We start from the raw sequence: 16096 nt of genomic DNA, 5'->3' as shown, positions 1-16096 counted from the left end.
TCAGGGTCGACCTCAGGGACCGGCGGGGCCCCGTCCCCGATGCGTCGGGACGCTCGCCGCGGCGAGGCTGGGGCCTATGATCAGCGTCGAGCACCTCACCAAGCAGTACGGCCGGTTCACGGCCGTCGACAACGTCTCCTTCACGGCCGCCACCGGTCGCGTCACCGGCTTCCTCGGCCCCAACGGCGCCGGCAAGTCCACCACCATGCGCATCATGGTCGGCCTGACCCTCCCGACCACCGGCCAGGTCACGATCACCGGCCGCGACTACCGCGAGCTGGTCAACCCCGGTCTCGAGGTCGGCGTCCTGCTGGACGCCTCCGCCCAACACGCCGGCCGCACCGGGCGCGAGATCCTGGCGATCGCCGCGCAGACGATGGGGCTGCCCAGGGCCCGGGTCGCCGAGACCCTCGCCCGCGTCGGGCTCACCGAGGACGAGGCGGAGCGCCGGGTGCGCAACTACTCCCTCGGCATGCGCCAGCGCCTCGGCATCGCGACCGCCCTGATCGGTGACCCCCAGGTCCTGGTCCTCGACGAGCCGGCCAACGGCCTCGACCCCGCCGGCATCCGCTGGATGCGCGACCTGCTCCGTGGCTTCGCCGACGACGGCGGCACCGTGCTGCTGTCGTCGCACCTGCTCCACGAGATCGAGGTCATCGCCGACGACCTCGTGGTGATCGGCCAGGGCCGCATCGTCGCCCAGGGCAGCAAGTCCGAGCTGCTCGCCGCGGCGGGCACCCTCGTCCGCACCGCCGACCCCTCCCAGCACGACCGGCTCGCCCGTGCCCTGCACGAGGCCGCCGTCGTCACCACCCCCATCGACGGCGGCCTGCGCGCCGACGCCGACCCCGAGCTCGTCGGCGAGACCGCGCACCGCGCCGGCATCGCCCTCCGCGAGCTGCGCGCCGCCGACGGCGCCGGCCTGGAGGAGATGTTCCTCGAGCTCACCGCCGAGACCGCCCGTGAAGGAGCAGCAGCATGACCACCCAGATTCAGGCCGCCACCCAGACCCCGTCCCCGGCGACGCCGGCCCCCACACGTACGCCGTCCGCAGCCACCCCGGCCCGCGCCGTACGCCCCATCCCGACGACCCGCCTCGTGGGCGTCGAGCTGCGCAAGATGTTCGACACCCGCGCCGGGTTCTGGCTGATGGCCAGCGTCGGCATCGTCTCGGTGCTCGCGACCGCCGCCGTCATCATCTGGGCACCCGACGAGGCGATCACCCAGAACACCTTCTCCACCGCGATCGGCATGCCGCTCTCGGTCGTGCTGCCGATCATCGCGATCCTGTCCGTCACCGGTGAGTACAGCCAGCGCACCGGCCTGACGACCTACACCCTCGTGCCCTGGCGGGGCCGCGTGATGGCCGCCAAGGTGGTCGCCACGCTCATCGTCGGGGTCGCGGCGATGTTCGTCGCGCTGGCCGTCGGCGCCCTCGGCAACGTCGTCGGCTCGGCGATCACCGGTCTCGACGCGGTCTGGGACATCACGCTCAGCCAGTTCGGCAACATCGTGCTGGCCAACGTGCTCGGCATGTTGATGGGCTTCATGCTCGGCGTGCTGTTCCGCAGCTCCGCCGGCGCGATCGTGGGCTACTTCGTCTACTCCCTCGTGCTGCCCGTCGCGTTCGGGACGCTCGCGGCGTTCCAGGAGTGGTTCCGCGACCTGCAGCCGTGGGTCGACGTGAACTTCGCGGTCACCCGGCTCTTCGACCAGACGATGACCGCCGAGTACTGGCAGCAGCTCGGCGTCTCGACCCTGGTGTGGCTCTGGATCCCGCTGGCCATCGGCCTGCGCGCGATCCTGCGCGCCGAGGTGAAGTAGTCCCCTGCTCCACCTCGTGCCCATCAGCGGCTGCCGGTCGGGGGACCGGCGGCCGCTGGTGCCTGTCCGGGGGCCCTCCCTCTGACAGGCTGGCCGCATGCACCCCGACGCCTGGCTGGTCGTCATCGACCCGCAGCGGATCTTCGCCTCGCCCGACAGCGAGTGGGGCTCGCCGATGTTCGCCGACATCGTGGAGCCCGTACGCCGCCTCGCCGCCGCCGCGGGAGAGCGCACCGTGGTCACGCGTTGGGTCCCGGCACCCGACCCGCGGGGCAGCTGGGCGGCGTACCTCGCGGCCTGGCCGTTCGCCGACGTGCCGGCGGACGACCCGCTGCTCGCGCTCGTGCCCGAGGCGAGGGGGCTCACGGACACAGTCGTCTCGCTGCCGACCTTCGGCAAGTGGGGCCCGGAGCTGGCGGCGATCACCGGGCCGACCCCGCGCCTCGTCCTCGCGGGCGTGAGCACCGACTGCTGCGTCGTCTCGACCGCACTGGCCGCGGCCGACGCGGGCGCGACGATCACCGTGGTGACCGACGCGTGCGCCGGTTCGACGCCGCAGAACCACCGCGCCGCGATGGACGTGATGGCGCTCTACCCACCGCAGATCACCCTCGCGACCAGCGACGCGGTGCTGGTGGAGGGGGATCGTTGAGCCGAGTCATCCACACCGGTCAGGCGCTGGTCGACGTGGTGGTGGAGGTCCCCGACCTCCCCGACCGCGGCCAGAACGTGATGGCCGCCTCGGCCACCGACTACGCCGGAGGGGCGGTGACGGTGCTGCTCGCGGCCGCGCGGTTCGGCGCCGACTGCGTGCACGCCGGCGCCCACGGCACCGGACCGCACGGCGACCTCGTCCGCGACGCCCTCGCCCAGGAGGGCATCGCCGTGTCCGCACCGGTCGTCGACGGGCTCGACACCGGCATCTGCGTGGTGATGGTCGAGCCGAGCGCCGAGCGTACGTTCGTCACCACGCTCGGTGCCGAGCGGCACATCAGCGTGGAGTCCCTCGCGACCTCGCAGCCCGGGCCGGGCGACCTCGTGTGCGTCACCGGCTTCTCGCTGGCCCTCGAGAGCACCCGCGACCCCCTGCTCGCGTGGCTGCCGGACCTGCACCCGGAGGTGGTCGTCGTGCTCGACCCGGGGGCCGCGTTCGCCGACCTGCCCCAGGACGTACGCGCCGCGATGCTCGAGGTCACCGACGTCTGGTCGAGCAATGCCGAGGAGGCCGAGGGGCTCCTGCGCGCGGTGGGCCACGAACCTCCGGGCGACCTCGCCGGGCTGACCACCGCGGTCGCTCCCCTGCTGCGCGGCGACGCCGTCGCCATCGTGCGCGACGGCCCGGAGGGCTGCGCGGTGCGGGTGGCGGGCGAGACGACGTACGTCCCCGGCTTCCCGCAGACGCCGGTCGACACCAACGGCGCCGGCGACACCCACACGGGCGCGCTGTTGGCCGAGGTCGCAGCAGGTACGCCGTGGGCCGAGGGCTGCCGACGCGCCAACGCTGCGGCCGCGATCAAGGTGACCCGGCGCGGGCCGGAGTCGGCGCCGACCGCGGCCGAGGTGGACGACTTCCTCGCCTCCTCCGGCTAGGAACGACCGCGGGACTCGCGCAGCCGCCGCCCACGCGCGATGTCCTCCTGCTCCTTCTTCGCCGCCTTGTCGGACTTGCGGGTGTCGCGCGGGGGCAGCTGGAGCTCCTCCTCGGCCTCGATGCCGGCCTGGAGCTGGCGCCCGCGCTCGACCTCCGCGTCGAGCTCCGCGCCGAACAGCAGGGCGAGGTTGGTGATCCACAGCCACAGCAGGAAGGCGATGACGCCCGCCAGCGAGCCGTACGTCCTGTCGTAGCTGGAGAAGTTGGCGACGTAGAAGCCGAACGCCGCCGAGGCCAGCACCCACACCACGATCGCGACGAACGCACCGATGCTGATCCAGCGGAACTTCGGCTGCTTCACGTTGGGCGTCGCGTAGTAGAGCAGCGCCACGATCATGACGACGACCCCGAGCAGCACCGGCCACTTCGCGACGCTCCACACCGCCACGGCCGCGGACTCGAGCCCGATGGCCCGGCCGACCGCTTCGGCGGCGGGTCCGGTCAGGACGAGACCGACTGCGACGACCGCGGCAAGGAGGACCGTGACCAGCGTGACGACCAGCATCACCGGACGGAGCTTCCAGATCGGCCGGCCCTCGTCGGTCTCGTAGATGCGGTTCATCCCGCGCCCGAAGGCGTTGACGTAGCCCGACGCCGACCACAGGGCGGCGGCGAGACCGATGACCAGGGCCAGGCCGGCGCTCTCGTTGGACGCGAGCGCCACCAGCGTCGGCTCGAGGGTGTCCGCCGCGGAGGAGGCGCCGACGTCACGCAGGATGTCGAGCAGGGTGTCGACGGTCTCCCGGCGGTCGCCGACCAGCCCGACGATCGAGAGCAGGGCGATCGCCCCCGGGAACAGCGCCAGGACCGCGTAGTAGGTCAGTGCCGCGGCGAGGTCGGTGCACTGGTCGTCGCTGAACTCGCGCACGGTCTTGCGCAGCGCGTAGCGCCAGGTCGGCTTCGCGAGGTCGTCGGGCGAGTCCGGCTTGTTCGCAGCGTCGGGCGGCGGGGCGGTCCGCTCGCGCTCGGCGCTGGTGGACTCCTCGGCCTCGCCGTCGGTCCGGCTGTCGGTGGTCGAGTCGGCTCGGTGGGTCATGTGCTCCAGTGCCCGGGGGCGGGCCGGCCCATGCGCGCCCGGCCACCAGGTCCTCGTCGCCGTCGACGCGGTGGGCCGACGTGGTCCCGTGGGCGTCAGCGCCCCGGCAACGAGCTGGAGTCGAGCCAGCGTGGGACGGCCGTGCGGTACGCCGCGTAGTCCGCGCCGAACTTCTCGGCGAGCGCTCGCTCCTCGGCGGCGATCTGGAACCGGTCGATGTAGCCGACGAACGCAGCGAGCGGCAGCAGCGCACGCCAGTCACCCAGCCGGACAGCGTTGGCGACCAGCAACCCGGCCATGCCGACGTACATCGGGTTGCGGGTGAGGGCGTTGGGACCGGTCACCACCAGGGAGGTGGCCTTCGAGGGGTCGAAGGGCTCAACCGTGGTGTGGTGCGCGCGGAACTGCCCGGCCGCGGCTCCGGCGAGGCCCACCGACGCGGCCGCGGTCGCTGTGGCGAGCGCACGCCGGGGTGCCGACGGTGGCGTCGCACCCGCCCACAGGTGCTGGGCGACGCCGGCGACGAGGGCCAGGACCGGCGGCGGTGGACGCATCACGGATCCACGGTGGCACGACATCGCGACATTGCCCAGACCGTCGGTCGAGCGGGTGCTGCCGTAGCGTTCGCCCCGTGCCCCCTGACGCCCTGCTCGTCGGCTGCGGCGACCTCGGCGCCGCGGTCGGCCTGCGCCTCGCCGACCTCGGCCACGACGTGCTCGCCCTGCGCCGCGACGCCTCCAAGGTGCCGGCCCCGCTCACTGGTCGGTCGGTCGACCTGACACGCGAGCAGCCGGACCTCTCGGACGTACGCCCGCGCCTCATCGTCGTCGCGCTGACCGCGAGGCCGCGGACCGAGGAGGCCTACCGGGCGACGTACGTCGACGGGATGGCCCGCGCGATCGACGCCCTCGCCGAGGCGCCGGAGCGGGCGGTGCTGGTGTCCTCGACCGCGGTGCACGGCAGCCGCGACCGTCCAGAGGTCGAGGACGAGACGGCTGCCGCCGCCCCGAGCGACGGCCCCGGCCGGATGCTCCTCGCTGCGGAGGAGGCCTTCCACGAGCGGGTCCCGCACGGGACGGTCCTCCGCCTCTCGGGCCTGTACGGCGGCAGCAGCACGCGACTGCTCGACCAGGTCCGCGAGGGCCGGGTCACCGACCCGCACCGCTGGACCAACCGCATCCACCGCACGGACGCGGCGGCCGCCGTGGTCCACCTGCTGAGCATGCCGACCGAGCCAGAGCGGCTCTACCTCGGCACCGACGACGAGCCGGCGCAGCTGGGCGACGTGGCGGCGTACCTCGCCGACCGGCTCGGGGCGCCCGCTCCCCCGCCCGCCGACCCGGTGCAGGGCCACGGCAAGCGGCTGTCCAACGCGCGGCTGCGCTCGACGGGGTGGGCGCCGCAGCTGCCGACCTACCGCGAGGGCTACGCCTAGACCCTGCCCATCCACGCCGCCAGCCGCTCGAGGCCGGGACCGGTGCTCGCCGCCAGCCGTTCGCGGGCGGCGTCGAGGGCCGCGGACGGCGGATAGCCGGCGGGGACGCGCGCCGGGTTGAGGGCCACGCCGTCGGCCCACGCCTTGATGTCGGGCTCGGCGGAGAAGGACATCGCCGCCCGGGTGCCGAGCACGTTCATCCCGGCCCACTGCTGCAGGGAGTCGGGGAAGGGAGACGGCGGGCAGAGCCGGTTCTTCTCGGCGTCGTCGTCGCGGGTCGCCTCGACGTAGCCGGTGACCGCGGCGCCGAAGCACGGGAAGCCGGCCCGGATCGGCTGGAGCGTGATGTCCTCGGGCCGCCACACCGGCACGAGCGGCGGGTACTTCAGGCCGTCGGCGGCGCAGTGCACCACCACGGCATCGTCGGCGACCCGGACCGTGGAGCCGTCGAGGAAGGTCAGCCGCCCGCGCTCGACCGAGCGCAGGTGCCCGCGTCGTACGACGTCCTCGATCGTGCGCAGCCGCTCGAGCTCCCACTGGGCGAGCGTCGGGGTCTTGGCCATCGTCGGGGTCACCGAGCGGTCGATGCGCAGCATCACGCCGGCGTCCTCGAGCCGCAGGAAGACCTCGTCGAGGGACTCCGAGGCCACCGCCGCCTCGAAGATGGTCGCCGGGACGCCCAGGAAGATGGCGGGGTCCGGCTGGATCAGGGCCCGGTCGAACATCCAGGGATCACGCGGTCGCACCCAGCAGATCGCGTCCGGGTCGACCCCCTGCGCGAGCAGCCACACGCACGCGTCCGTAGCGGTCTTGCCGGCGCCCACCACGACGTACTGGCTCGGCGCCTCCTCCACGTGCACGAGGTCGTTGACCGGCAGCACCCGTGCGCCGTCGCCGACCCCGAACGGCGCCGGCATCTCCGCGGGGATGCTGGGCGCCAGGTAGTGGGCGTTGACGAGGCGGCAGTGCTCCGGCACCTCGAACCGGCGCCCGGAGACGCGCGAGAGCACCGTGCCGTCGCCGAGGTGGTCGCTGCCGGGCAGGAACTGGACCCGCCCGGTCTGCTGCAGGCGGTCGAGGACGTGGGCGTAGTAGGCGACGACCTCGGGCTGCGAGGCCCGCTCCTGCAACCCGGCCTCGGGACCGTGGTCCTGCAGGCGCCCGCCGCCGAGCAGCGTCGAGGCGACGCCGTAGAACGCGGAGGACTGGTGCAGCCGCACGAACGGGTAGGCCTCGAGCCAGTGCCCCCCGGCGCCGTGCCGACGGTCGACCAGCGCCACCCGGACGTCGGCGTGGTCGACGAGCGCGTCGGTGAACGCCATCCCCATGGCGCCGGCACCGACGACCAGGTAGTCGACGTCGAGCCTGGTTGCCATGTCTCAACGGTGGCACCACCACGCCGCCGCGTCTACGCCGTCGTGAGGCGGGTCCTCTCAGTCGAGGACGGCGTCGACGGTCTTCTTCAGCGCGCTCGGCTGCGAGGGCTTCGTCGGGGCCTGCTGCTTCGCGGCGAGGAGCTCCTCGCCGATCTCCTGCAGCGCCTTGCGCCCCAGACCCTCGCGGACCTTGGGGAACCAGTCCTCCTCCTCCTCGTCCATGTGGTGCCGGACGTTCTCGATGAGGACGGTCGTCTTCGCGTCGAAGCGCTCGGCGGTGGGGTCCATGCCCGCGAGCTCCATGACGAGGACGTCGGCGACGTGGTGCTCCTCGTAGGACTCGAGCACGTCGTCCTCGAGGTCGGGGAGCAGGTCGCGGACCCGCGGGTACATCACCTCGTTCTCGATGTAGGTGTGCTGGGTGAGCAGCTCGATCATCGTCTCCACGAGCTTGCCCTTGCGGCTGGTGGCCTCGTCTCCGGCGGACTCGAAGTCCCGGAACACCTTGCGGATCTGCTTGTGGTCGTCCTTGAGCAGGACGATGGCGTCGTGTGACATGGGGTTTCCTCCTGGCGTTGGTGCCTGACGAACCGACGTACCCCGAGACCGCCGTCGCCAACGGGTCGTCCGGGTCATCTGGACGAAACACGTCCGGACGACACTTGCCCCGTGCAGATCAACCGCGCCGACTTCGCCGACCCACGCCTCGCGGCATTCCTGCAGGCGCACCTCGACGACATGGAGCCGACCGCCCCGCCGGAGAGCCGGCACGCGCTCGACCTGGCCGCGCTGCAGGGCGACGGCGTACGGCTCTGGGTGGGAACCCACGGCGACGACCTCGTCGCCACCGCGGCGCTCGCCGCGCTGGCGGGCCGCCACGAGGAGCTCAAGAGCATGCGGACCGACCCGGCGCTCCGCGGTCGCGGAGTCGCGTCGCGGATGCTCGCCCACGTCCTCGACGACGCGCGCTCGCGCGGGGTCGCGCGGGTGTCGCTGGAGACCGGGAGCATGGCGTTCTTCGAGCCGGCGCGCCGGTTCTACTCCCGGGCCGGGTTCGTCGCGTGCACACCGTTCGGGTCCTACGTCGACGACCCGAACAGCACCTTCATGACGCTGGACCTCACCCGCGCCTGAGCGCGTCTCACGCCGGCTGGACGTCGTCGGCGGCGAGCTCCCCGACGTACGCCGGGAACCGGACCGTCACCGTGGTGCCACGGTCGCGCTCGGAGTCGAGCTCGACCGTCGCGCCGTGCCGGCTGACGATGCGGGCGACGATGGCCAGGCCGAGGCCGGTGCCGGGTCGGGAGAGCGCAGCCGGGTTGGTCGATCGGAAGAACTCGCGGAACAGCTGGGCCTGGTCGAGCTCGGAGATGCCGATGCCGGTGTCGGCGACGGAGACCACCACCGTGTCGCCCTCGGCGGCGAGGCGCACGGTGACGCTGCCGCCGGGGTCGGTGTACTTGATGGCGTTGGACGCGAGGTTCGTGAGGAGGCGGTGCAGCTCCTCGGGATCCCCGGACACCCGCATCGGGGTGTCGGGCAGCTCGGCGTGGCAGGCGACGTCGCCGGCCGACGCCGAGGCGTGGCACTCGTCGTAGACGTCGTGGACCACGCGGCGCAGGTCGATCGCCACCGGGTCGAACTCGCGGTTGGGGTCGGAGACCTGGGCCATGGTCAGCAGGTCGTCGATCACGGCTCGCATCCGGGCGGCACCACGCGTCGCGGCCGCCACCGACCGGCGGGCGTCCTCGTCGAGCGTGGCGGTGGTCAGCAGCTCGAGGTTGGCGCTCATCGAGAAGAGCGGGTTGCGCAGCTCGTGGCCGAGGGTGTTGACCACCTCGACGCGATAGCTGTCGAGCTTGCGCAGGCGGTCGACGATGGCCCGCTCGAGCTCGAGCTGGCGCGCGTTGGCGACCGCGCGGCCGAGGTCGTGGCCGATGTCGAGGGCGGCGTCGATCTCGACGTCGGTCCAGGTCCGGGCGTCCGAGACCCGGGTCAGCACGAGGAAGCCGAGGCACTCCGGCCCCACCCCCAGCGGGACGAACAGCACCGATCCGATGCCGATGCGGTCGAGGAAGCCCAGCAGCCGCTCGGCGTCCTCGGGCGGCAGGCCCGGCTGGTCGGCATTGCTGCGGGAGAACGGCGCGACGTACTGGTCGCCCCAGTAGCGGCGCGCGAGGCGGATGACGACGTCGTCGATCTCCGCGAAGGGCGGCACCTCGTAGTCGTCGCCCGCGGCGTAGGACGTCGTCCGGGCCGGGCCGCCGTCGGTGTCGAGGACGGTGAGCCACATGCCGACGGCGTCGAAGCACGCGACGACCGTGGACCGGCACGCCTCCAGGATGAGGTCCAGGGTCGGCTCGCCGAGGGCCTGACGGACGATCTCGCGCGCCTGGGAGGCCATCCGGATCTTCTCGCTGAGCTCCTCGCGCTCGAGGGCGAGCAGGACGAGGGTGCGCGCCACGCCGGCGTACTTGGTCAGCACCTCCAGCGTCTCGGCCGACGGCAGGCGCCCGTCGCGCGGGCTGTCGACCGACAGCAGGCCGCGCAGGCGCCCCTGGTCGTCGTGGAGCGGAGCGGCGAGCAGGTCGAGCGGGTGCCAGGCGTCCTCCGCGTCCAGCGGGGTGACGTCGGGGATGTGGCTGTAGGCGAGGGCCTCGGCGCTCGCCCTGTGGTGCGGGACGAAGCGCCACACGCCCCACTCGTCCGCACCGGCGAGGTCGTCCTCGATCGACTCGCGGGGCACCTCGGTGCCCACGAACCCGTCCTCGACCCCGGCCGCGGCGACGACCTCGAAGTGGTCGTCGCGGCGCAGCGTGAGGGACGACTGCTCGAAGCCTGCGAGGGTGGCCACGCCCTCGACCAGGACCTGGAGGTGCTGCCGAGTCTGCTCGTCAGCCCACGGCGCAGCGGCCACGCGGCGCTGGCCTCGTGTGTCGTCCTCCATCGCACCCCCTGCTGTCGGCGCGGACCAAGGACGACCTTAAGCCTGAGGTGCCGTGGAGCGCAGGGGAACCCTGACACAGCATCACCCGACCGGGGTCACCAGCCCGCCGCGCTCGAGGAAGGCGTCGACGTTGTCCAGCACGAGCCGACCCATCGCCTCGCGCGTCTGGGTCGTCGCGCTGCCGACATGCGGCAGCAGCACGACGTCCTCGCGCTCCAGCAACGCTGCGGGCACGTGCGGCTCGTCGGCGAAGACGTCGAGCCCGGCACCGGCGATGCGGCCCGCCTCCAGGGCGGCGACGAGCGCGTCCTCGTCGACGACCGAGCCGCGCGAGACGTTGACGAGGAAGCCCTCGGGCCCGAGCGCGTCGAGCACGGCGGCGTCCACGAGGCCGTCGGTGCCCGCACCACCTGGCGTGAGGACGACCAGCACGTCGCTCGCTGCGGCCAGCTCGGCCGGGCTCGGGTGGTAGGTCCACGCGACGTCCTTCGGGCTGCGCGAGTGGTAGTGGACCACCGCGCCGAAGGCCTCCAGCCGCTGGGCAGCGGCCGTGCCGATGCGCCCCAGCCCCAGCACGCCGACCACGGCCCCGCGTACGTCGCGGGTCAGCGGCACCTGCTCGCCACGCGCCCACGCCCCGCTGCGTACGAACCGGTCGGCGGCGGTGATGCCACGCAGCACGTCGACCACGAGGAAGGCTGCGAGGTCCGCCACCGCGTCGGTCAGGACGTCGGGGGTGTTGGAGACGACGATGCCGCGGCGGCGCGCCTCGGCGACGTCGACGTTGTCGTAGCCGACGCCGAAGTTCACGATCGCGCGCAGGTCGGGCAGCGCGTCCATCTCGGCCGCGCCGGCCGGCGCACCGCCGCCCACGACGGCGACCTCGACCCCCGCCGGGTCGTCGAGGTCGGCCAGCCCCGGCGCGGCGTACCTCTCGAGGAGCCACTCGCGGACGAAGGGCATCAGCCCTCCGAGCTGCACGACACGGACCGGGTGCTGGGTGTCAGTCGTCACCACGACATCCTTGCCGGGCGTCGGACGTCGCGTACAGGACGGTCTCGATGTCGCGCGATACCCGGGAAGGAGGACGCATGGACCTGCTGATCGGGTTCACCACGATCCTGGTCGTGATCGCCGCCGGTGCCGCGCTCGCGCACGTCGGGGTGCTCGACCGACGCTCGCAGCGCACGCTCGGCGAGATCGCGTTCTTCGTGGCGTCGCCGGCGCTGATGGTCGTCACGATCAGCCGGGTCGAGCTCGGTGCCGCGGCGGCCAACCTGGTCGCCTCGAGCGTGTCGCTCGCCGCCTGCTTCGCGGCGTACGTCGTGGTGGCGCGACTGCGCTGGCGCCTCGACACCGGGGCCCTGCTCATCGGCGCGCTCTCGTCGTCCTACGTCAACGCCGGCAACCTCGGCATCGCCATCGCGGCCTACGTCGTCGGCGACCTCACGGTCGTGGTGCCGACCCTGCTCGTCCAGATGCTCGTCGTGCAGCCGGCCGCGCTCATCGTGCTGGACCGGATCACCGGCCGCGGGGAGGGCGTACGCTCCGCCGCGCGCCGTCTCGTCACGAACCCGCTCACCGTCGCCGCCGTCGCCGGCCTCGTGCTCGCGACCACCGGCTGGCGGCTGCCGGCCCCGTTGCTGTCGCCGCTGGAGATGCTCGCCGGCGCGGCGATCCCGCTGATGCTGATGTCCTACGGCGCGGCCCTGCGGCTCAGCCCGCCCATCGGCCGCGCCGGCCACAACGGCGAGGTCGTCGTCGCCACCGTGCTCAAGATGGGCGTCATGCCGGTGGTCGCGTGGGCCGTCGGCGTCGCCCTCGGCCTCGACGACCGGGTGCTGCTCGGTGTCGTCATCACCGCGGCGCTGCCGACCGCGCAGAACATCTTCCTGCACGCCACCCGCTACCGCGTCGGGGAGGATGTCGCGCGGGAGACCATCCTGGTCACCACCCTGGCCTCGTTGCCCGCGGCGCTGCTCGTCGCGGTGCTGCTGGGCTGACACCCCCGACCCTCTCCGAGGAGACCTCCGTGACCGACCTGCTCGAGCGGCTGCGCACGGCCGTCGGCGACGCCCACGTCCTCACCGAGCCAGCCGACGTCGCGGCGTACGTCGTCGACTGGACCGGCGTCCACGAGGGGCGCGCGCTCGCGGTGGTGCGGCCCGGCTCGACGGCCGAGGTGGCCGCCGTCGTGCGCGCGTGCGCCGAGACCCGTACGCCGGTCGTCCCGCAGGGCGGCAACACCGGGCTGGTCGGTGGCGGGGTCCCGGACGCGTCGGGCACCGCGGTGGTGCTCTCGCTCGGGCGGATGCGGTCGGTGCGCGACGTCGACCCGGTCGCGGGCACGATCACCGTCGACGCGGGCGTCGTGCTCGCCGACGTGCAGGCCGCGGCCGAGCAGGCCGGGCGGCTCTTCCCCATGTCGCTGGGATCCGAGGGCAGCTGCACCATCGGCGGCAACCTCGCCACCAACGCCGGCGGCACCGCGGTGCTGCGTTACGGCATGACGCGGGAGCTGGTGCTCGGCCTCGAGGTGGTGCTGCCGGACGGCCGGGTGTGGGACGGGCTGCGCGGTCTCCGCAAGGACAACACCGGCTACGACCTGACCCAGCTCTTCGTCGGCTCCGAGGGCACGCTCGGCGTGATCACCGGCGCGATCCTGCGGCTGTTCCCGGCGACGCCCCGGCACGCCACCGCCTGGGTGGCGGTGCCGTCCGTCGGCGCGGCGGTCTCCCTGCTCGGCACCGCGCAGCAGCACGGTGGCGTGCACCTGTCGACCTTCGAGATCGCCAACCGGCAGGCGATCGACCTCGTCCTGGCCCACCTGCCCGGGGCGGTCGACCCGCTCGCGGAGCCGAGCGACTGGTACGTCCTGGTCGAGCTGGCCGGGTCCGCCTCCGACGAGGGCCTCGACACGACGCTCGAGGCGCTGCTCGGCGAGGCCGTCGACGCCGGCACGGCGACCGACGCGGCCATCGCGGGGAGCCCTGCCCAGCGCAGCGCCCTGTGGTCGCTGCGCGAGGGGATCTCCGAGGTGCAGAAGGTCGAGGGTGCGACCCTCAAGCACGACGTCACCCTGCCGATCGCCGACCTCGCCGACTGGACCGAGGCGATGGGCCCGAGGCTGCAGGAGGTCCTCCCCGGGGTCCGGCCGGTGACCTACGGCCACGTCGGCGACGGCAACCTCCACTACAACCTCAACGCGCCCGTGGGTCGCGACGACGACCTCCGGGCGGCGGCGGGCGACCTCACGGCGGCGATCTACGACGCGGTCGCGGCCGCCCACGGGTCGATCAGCGCCGAGCACGGCCTCGGCCGGACGAAGGCCGCGGCCGCCGCGGCGTACAAGTCCGACGTCGAGGTCGACCTGATGCGGGCGGTCAAGCAGGCCCTCGACCCCGCGGGCCTGATGAACCCCGGTGCCGTGGTGCCGCCCGCCTAGTCTGTGCCCATGAAGGCACAGACACTCGGCCGCGTCGTCCTCGGCGGCTTCCTTGTCACCGCCGGTGTGCTGCACCTGACCACGCAGCGCGACGAGTTCCGCGCGCAGGTGCCGGACTGGTTCCCCGTCGACGAGGACCTCACCGTGCTCGGGTCCGGCGTCGTCGAGATCGCGCTGGGCGGTGCGTTCGTGGCGCTGCCCCGGCACCGGCGTACGGTCGGCGCGCTGCTCGCGGCCTTCTTCGTCGCGATCTTCCCGGGCAACGTGGCGCAGTACCTCGAGGGCACCGACGCGTTCGGCCTCGACACCGATCGCGCGCGGTTCGTCCGGCTGTTCTTCCAGCCCGTCCTTGTCCTCTGGGCGCTGTGGGCCGGGGGCCTGCTCGGTCGCCGACGGACGGGCGTCGAGGAGGAGCGGGAGCGCGAAGAGGTCGAGATCGGCGAGTAGTCCGCCGATCCGGGTTTGGCCGCCTCCACCCGGGGCACGAAGGGGGCCGGGAACAAACGAGGGGGACCCCACATGACCACCACCCGCCAGAAGTTCACCGGCGTCGCCGGCCTCTGTGCGATCGCGCTCGCCGTGACCACGGCGCCCGTGACCACGGCCGTCGCCACGGCCGAGGAGAAGACCCGCACCGTCGAGCTGCTGAGCGCCGCTCCGGCCACCCGCGGCGCCGAGGCGCCCGACGGAGCCCGATCGCGCTCCGTCCGCGTCGACGCGGCAGCGCTGCGCGACGTACGCGCCGGCGACCGCGTGAGCCTGACGCTGTTCGACGACACCACCGTCACCGCCGCGATCGACGGCCGCACCTCCGTCGACGGCGTCACGTCGTGGACCGGCTCGGTCGTCGGCTCCCTCGGCACCTTCGCTGCCGCCGAGGTCGACGGCGTCGCCCACCTGAGCGTCACCTCGGCCGCCGACGGCGCCTTCGAGGTGAGCACCACCCGCGGCGGCGACTACGAGGTCGTCGAGATCCCGGCGATGCCGCAGCCCGGCGACGACGCGATCGACGTCCGCGCCGCGGACGGCGAGCACGCCGACGGGGCCGACCACGCGGCGCCCGCGGGTGACGCCCCGTCCACGCCGGCCCCGGCCGCGGGCCAGGCGCCGGTCGCCGCGGACGCCCCGTCGGTCGTCGACGTGGCCATCGTCTACCCGGCGAACCTGCCGGGGACGGTCGGCGGCGCCGAGGCGATGCAGGCGCAGTTCGTCCTCGGCATCACCCAGACCAACCAGGCCCTCACGGCGTCCGGCGTCCCCACCCAGGTGCGACTGGTGGGCACCCGCCAGGTCGCCGCGACCCCGTCGTCCTCGCTGACGACCAACTACTACGCGCTCGCCAAGCCCGGCGACGGCGTCTTCGACGAGGCACAGGCGCTGCGTGAGGAGACCCACGCCGACCTGGTCAGCCTCTGGCTCGGTGGCGCGTACCCGTCGGGCTCGTTCTGCGGGCTCGGCTCGCTGGGCGGCACCCAGCCGGAGCACGACCCCGAGACTGCTGCCTGGACGGTCCTCTGGGCCGACAAGTGCGCCACCGGCAACCTCACCTTCGCCCACGAGATCGGCCACAACCTGAGCGCCGACCACGACGCCGGCGCGTCCTCGCCGCCGAGCGGTGGCAAGTCGTACGCCCGGGGCTACGTCGACGTCGCCGGCAACTTCCTGACGGTGATGTCCTACCCGAACAGCTGCCCCGAGTGCGTGCGCATCGGCAACTTCTCCAACCCCAACGTCAGCCGCAACGGCCGACCCACCGGCACGGCTGCCGCGTTCAACGCGCTCGCGGCCCAGGAGCAGGCCGTCGCCGTCGCCAACTACCGCCAGTCGCAGATCTACCCCGGCGCCGTCGCGATGGGCGGCCAGGCCCGGTCCGGCAGGACGGTCACCGCGGCCACCACCCCGTGGGCCCCGGCAGTGGCGCTGGGCTACCAGTGGTTCCTCGACGGCGTTCCCGTGGCGGGTGCCACCACCGCCAGCTTCAAGCTGTCCCGCGGGGACATCGGTCGCACCCTGAGCCTCCAGGTCACCGGCTCGGCTCCCTACTACGCACCCGTGGCGGCGTCCTCGGCCCCGGTCGTGGTCGGCAAGGCGCTCTTCTGGACGTCGCGACCCAAGCTCCGCGGCACGCCGCGCGCCGGGCGGGTCCTGTCGGTGAAGATCAAGGGCTGGAAGCCCAAGCCGGCCAAGAAGAGCGTCAAGGTGCGCTACCAGTGGCTGAAGAACGGAAAGAAGATCAAGGGGGCCAAGAAGGCCACCTACCGCCTGCGGGCCAAGGACCGCGGCAAGAAGATCTCGGTCCGGGTCACGACCAGGAAGAAGGGCTACGAGAAGGCGACGCGGACCTCCAAAAAGGTCAAGGTCCGCCGCTGACGCGGGCTCGCC

Annotated in this window: 16 protein-coding genes; 10 read left to right on the top strand and 6 right to left on the bottom strand. The window is 73.3% G+C overall.

All coding sequences use genetic code 11. The features are described from left to right. Positions 1-76: 76 nt before the first annotated feature. The 4 genes from EXE59_RS06335 (at position 77) to EXE59_RS06320 (ending at position 3414) form a co-directional block, all read left to right on the top strand. Positions 77-982, top strand: a complete 906-nt coding sequence (locus EXE59_RS06335; protein WP_135838145.1) for an ABC transporter ATP-binding protein — start codon at positions 77-79, stop codon at positions 980-982. Next, positions 979-1824: an ABC transporter permease gene (locus EXE59_RS06330; protein WP_246056561.1), complete on the top strand. Its 846-nt coding sequence runs from the start codon at positions 979-981 to the stop codon at positions 1822-1824. Before EXE59_RS06335 ends, EXE59_RS06330 begins: the two co-directional genes overlap by 4 nt. Before the next feature lie 97 nt (positions 1825-1921). Continuing rightward, positions 1922-2476 (top strand): cysteine hydrolase family protein, encoded by a 555-nt coding sequence (locus tag EXE59_RS06325; RefSeq protein ID WP_135838144.1) that lies wholly within the window; start codon positions 1922-1924, stop codon positions 2474-2476. Beyond that, entirely contained in the window at positions 2473-3414 is a 942-nt protein-coding gene (locus EXE59_RS06320; RefSeq protein ID WP_135838143.1) for a PfkB family carbohydrate kinase, read from the top strand. The genes EXE59_RS06325 and EXE59_RS06320 overlap by 4 nt, the downstream gene beginning before the upstream one ends. Here EXE59_RS06320 and EXE59_RS06315 read toward each other — a convergent pair. Then, on the bottom strand, positions 3411-4511 hold the full coding sequence (locus EXE59_RS06315) for a YihY/virulence factor BrkB family protein (protein ID WP_135838142.1): 1101 nt from the start codon (positions 4509-4511) through the stop codon (positions 3411-3413). The two genes, EXE59_RS06320 and EXE59_RS06315, sit on opposite strands and share 4 nt — an antisense overlap. A 95-nt stretch (positions 4512-4606) precedes the next feature. Beyond that, entirely contained in the window at positions 4607-5065 is a 459-nt protein-coding gene (locus EXE59_RS06310) for a methyltransferase family protein (RefSeq protein ID WP_135841150.1), read from the bottom strand. Between the two features lie 77 nt (positions 5066-5142). Between EXE59_RS06310 and EXE59_RS06305 the strand changes: the two genes are divergently transcribed. Next, positions 5143-5946: an NAD-dependent epimerase/dehydratase family protein gene (locus tag EXE59_RS06305; protein WP_135838141.1), complete on the top strand. Its 804-nt coding sequence runs from the start codon at positions 5143-5145 to the stop codon at positions 5944-5946. Here EXE59_RS06305 and EXE59_RS06300 read toward each other — a convergent pair. Then, positions 5943-7322 (bottom strand): NAD(P)-binding protein, encoded by a 1380-nt coding sequence (locus EXE59_RS06300; protein ID WP_135838140.1) that lies wholly within the window; start codon positions 7320-7322, stop codon positions 5943-5945. The genes EXE59_RS06305 and EXE59_RS06300 overlap by 4 nt on opposite strands. Positions 7323-7379: 57 nt before the next feature. Next, on the bottom strand, positions 7380-7880 hold the full coding sequence (locus tag EXE59_RS06295; protein WP_135838139.1) for a hemerythrin domain-containing protein: 501 nt from the start codon (positions 7878-7880) through the stop codon (positions 7380-7382). Positions 7881-7991: 111 nt separating this feature from the next. Between EXE59_RS06295 and EXE59_RS06290 the strand changes: the two genes are divergently transcribed. After that, on the top strand, positions 7992-8456 hold the full coding sequence (locus EXE59_RS06290; RefSeq protein WP_210428906.1) for a GNAT family N-acetyltransferase: 465 nt from the start codon (positions 7992-7994) through the stop codon (positions 8454-8456). A gap of 7 nt (positions 8457-8463) precedes the next feature. Here the strand turns inward: EXE59_RS06290 and EXE59_RS06285 are convergent, their stop codons facing one another. Continuing rightward, positions 8464-10269 (bottom strand): sensor histidine kinase, encoded by a 1806-nt coding sequence (locus EXE59_RS06285; RefSeq protein WP_135838138.1) that lies wholly within the window; start codon positions 10267-10269, stop codon positions 8464-8466. 81 nt (positions 10270-10350) lie between these two features. Beyond that, positions 10351-11283, bottom strand: coding sequence for a 2-hydroxyacid dehydrogenase (locus EXE59_RS06280; RefSeq protein WP_246056559.1), 933 nt, complete (start codon positions 11281-11283; stop codon positions 10351-10353). 77 nt (positions 11284-11360) lie between these two features. On the opposite strand from EXE59_RS06280, the gene EXE59_RS06275 reads away from it, so the two are divergent. The 4 genes from EXE59_RS06275 (at position 11361) to EXE59_RS06260 (ending at position 16084) form a co-directional block, all read left to right on the top strand. After that, positions 11361-12272 carry an AEC family transporter gene (locus EXE59_RS06275; RefSeq protein WP_135838137.1) on the top strand — a complete coding sequence of 304 codons (912 nt, stop codon included), beginning with the start codon at positions 11361-11363 and terminating at the stop codon, positions 12270-12272. Between the two features lie 29 nt (positions 12273-12301). Then, positions 12302-13714, top strand: coding sequence for an FAD-binding oxidoreductase (locus EXE59_RS06270; protein ID WP_135838136.1), 1413 nt, complete (start codon positions 12302-12304; stop codon positions 13712-13714). A 9-nt stretch (positions 13715-13723) separates the two neighbouring features. Next, positions 13724-14161: a DoxX family protein gene (locus tag EXE59_RS06265; RefSeq protein ID WP_135838135.1), complete on the top strand. Its 438-nt coding sequence runs from the start codon at positions 13724-13726 to the stop codon at positions 14159-14161. Positions 14162-14233: 72 nt separating this feature from the next. Beyond that, a complete protein-coding gene (locus tag EXE59_RS06260) occupies positions 14234-16084 on the top strand; it encodes a reprolysin-like metallopeptidase (protein WP_135838134.1) in 1851 nt (616 codons plus the stop codon). Positions 16085-16096: the final 12 nt, after the last annotated feature.

Origin of the sequence: Nocardioides eburneiflavus (assembly GCF_004785795.1) — a bacterium.
GTDB lineage: Bacteria > Actinomycetota > Actinomycetes > Propionibacteriales > Nocardioidaceae > Nocardioides > Nocardioides eburneiflavus.
The sequence above is the reverse complement of the archived record's forward strand: the minus strand, read 5'-3'. Positions and strand labels throughout refer to the sequence as shown.

Coding starts and splice junctions, on each gene's coding strand:
- EXE59_RS06335 (WP_135838145.1), top strand. CDS start 77: ATGATCAGCGTCGAGCACCTCACCAAGCAGTACGGCCGGTTCACGGCC.
- EXE59_RS06330 (WP_246056561.1), top strand. CDS start 979: ATGACCACCCAGATTCAGGCCGCCACCCAGACCCCGTCCCCGGCGACG.
- EXE59_RS06325 (WP_135838144.1), top strand. CDS start 1,922: ATGCACCCCGACGCCTGGCTGGTCGTCATCGACCCGCAGCGGATCTTC.
- EXE59_RS06315 (WP_135838142.1), bottom strand. CDS start 4,511: ATGACCCACCGAGCCGACTCGACCACCGACAGCCGGACCGACGGCGAG.
- EXE59_RS06310 (WP_135841150.1), bottom strand. CDS start 5,065: ATGCGTCCACCGCCGCCGGTCCTGGCCCTCGTCGCCGGCGTCGCCCAG.
- EXE59_RS06300 (WP_135838140.1), bottom strand. CDS start 7,322: ATGGCAACCAGGCTCGACGTCGACTACCTGGTCGTCGGTGCCGGCGCC.
- EXE59_RS06295 (WP_135838139.1), bottom strand. CDS start 7,880: ATGTCACACGACGCCATCGTCCTGCTCAAGGACGACCACAAGCAGATC.
- EXE59_RS06285 (WP_135838138.1), bottom strand. CDS start 10,269: ATGGAGGACGACACACGAGGCCAGCGCCGCGTGGCCGCTGCGCCGTGG.
- EXE59_RS06275 (WP_135838137.1), top strand. CDS start 11,361: ATGGACCTGCTGATCGGGTTCACCACGATCCTGGTCGTGATCGCCGCC.
- EXE59_RS06265 (WP_135838135.1), top strand. CDS start 13,724: ATGAAGGCACAGACACTCGGCCGCGTCGTCCTCGGCGGCTTCCTTGTC.
- EXE59_RS06260 (WP_135838134.1), top strand. CDS start 14,234: ATGACCACCACCCGCCAGAAGTTCACCGGCGTCGCCGGCCTCTGTGCG.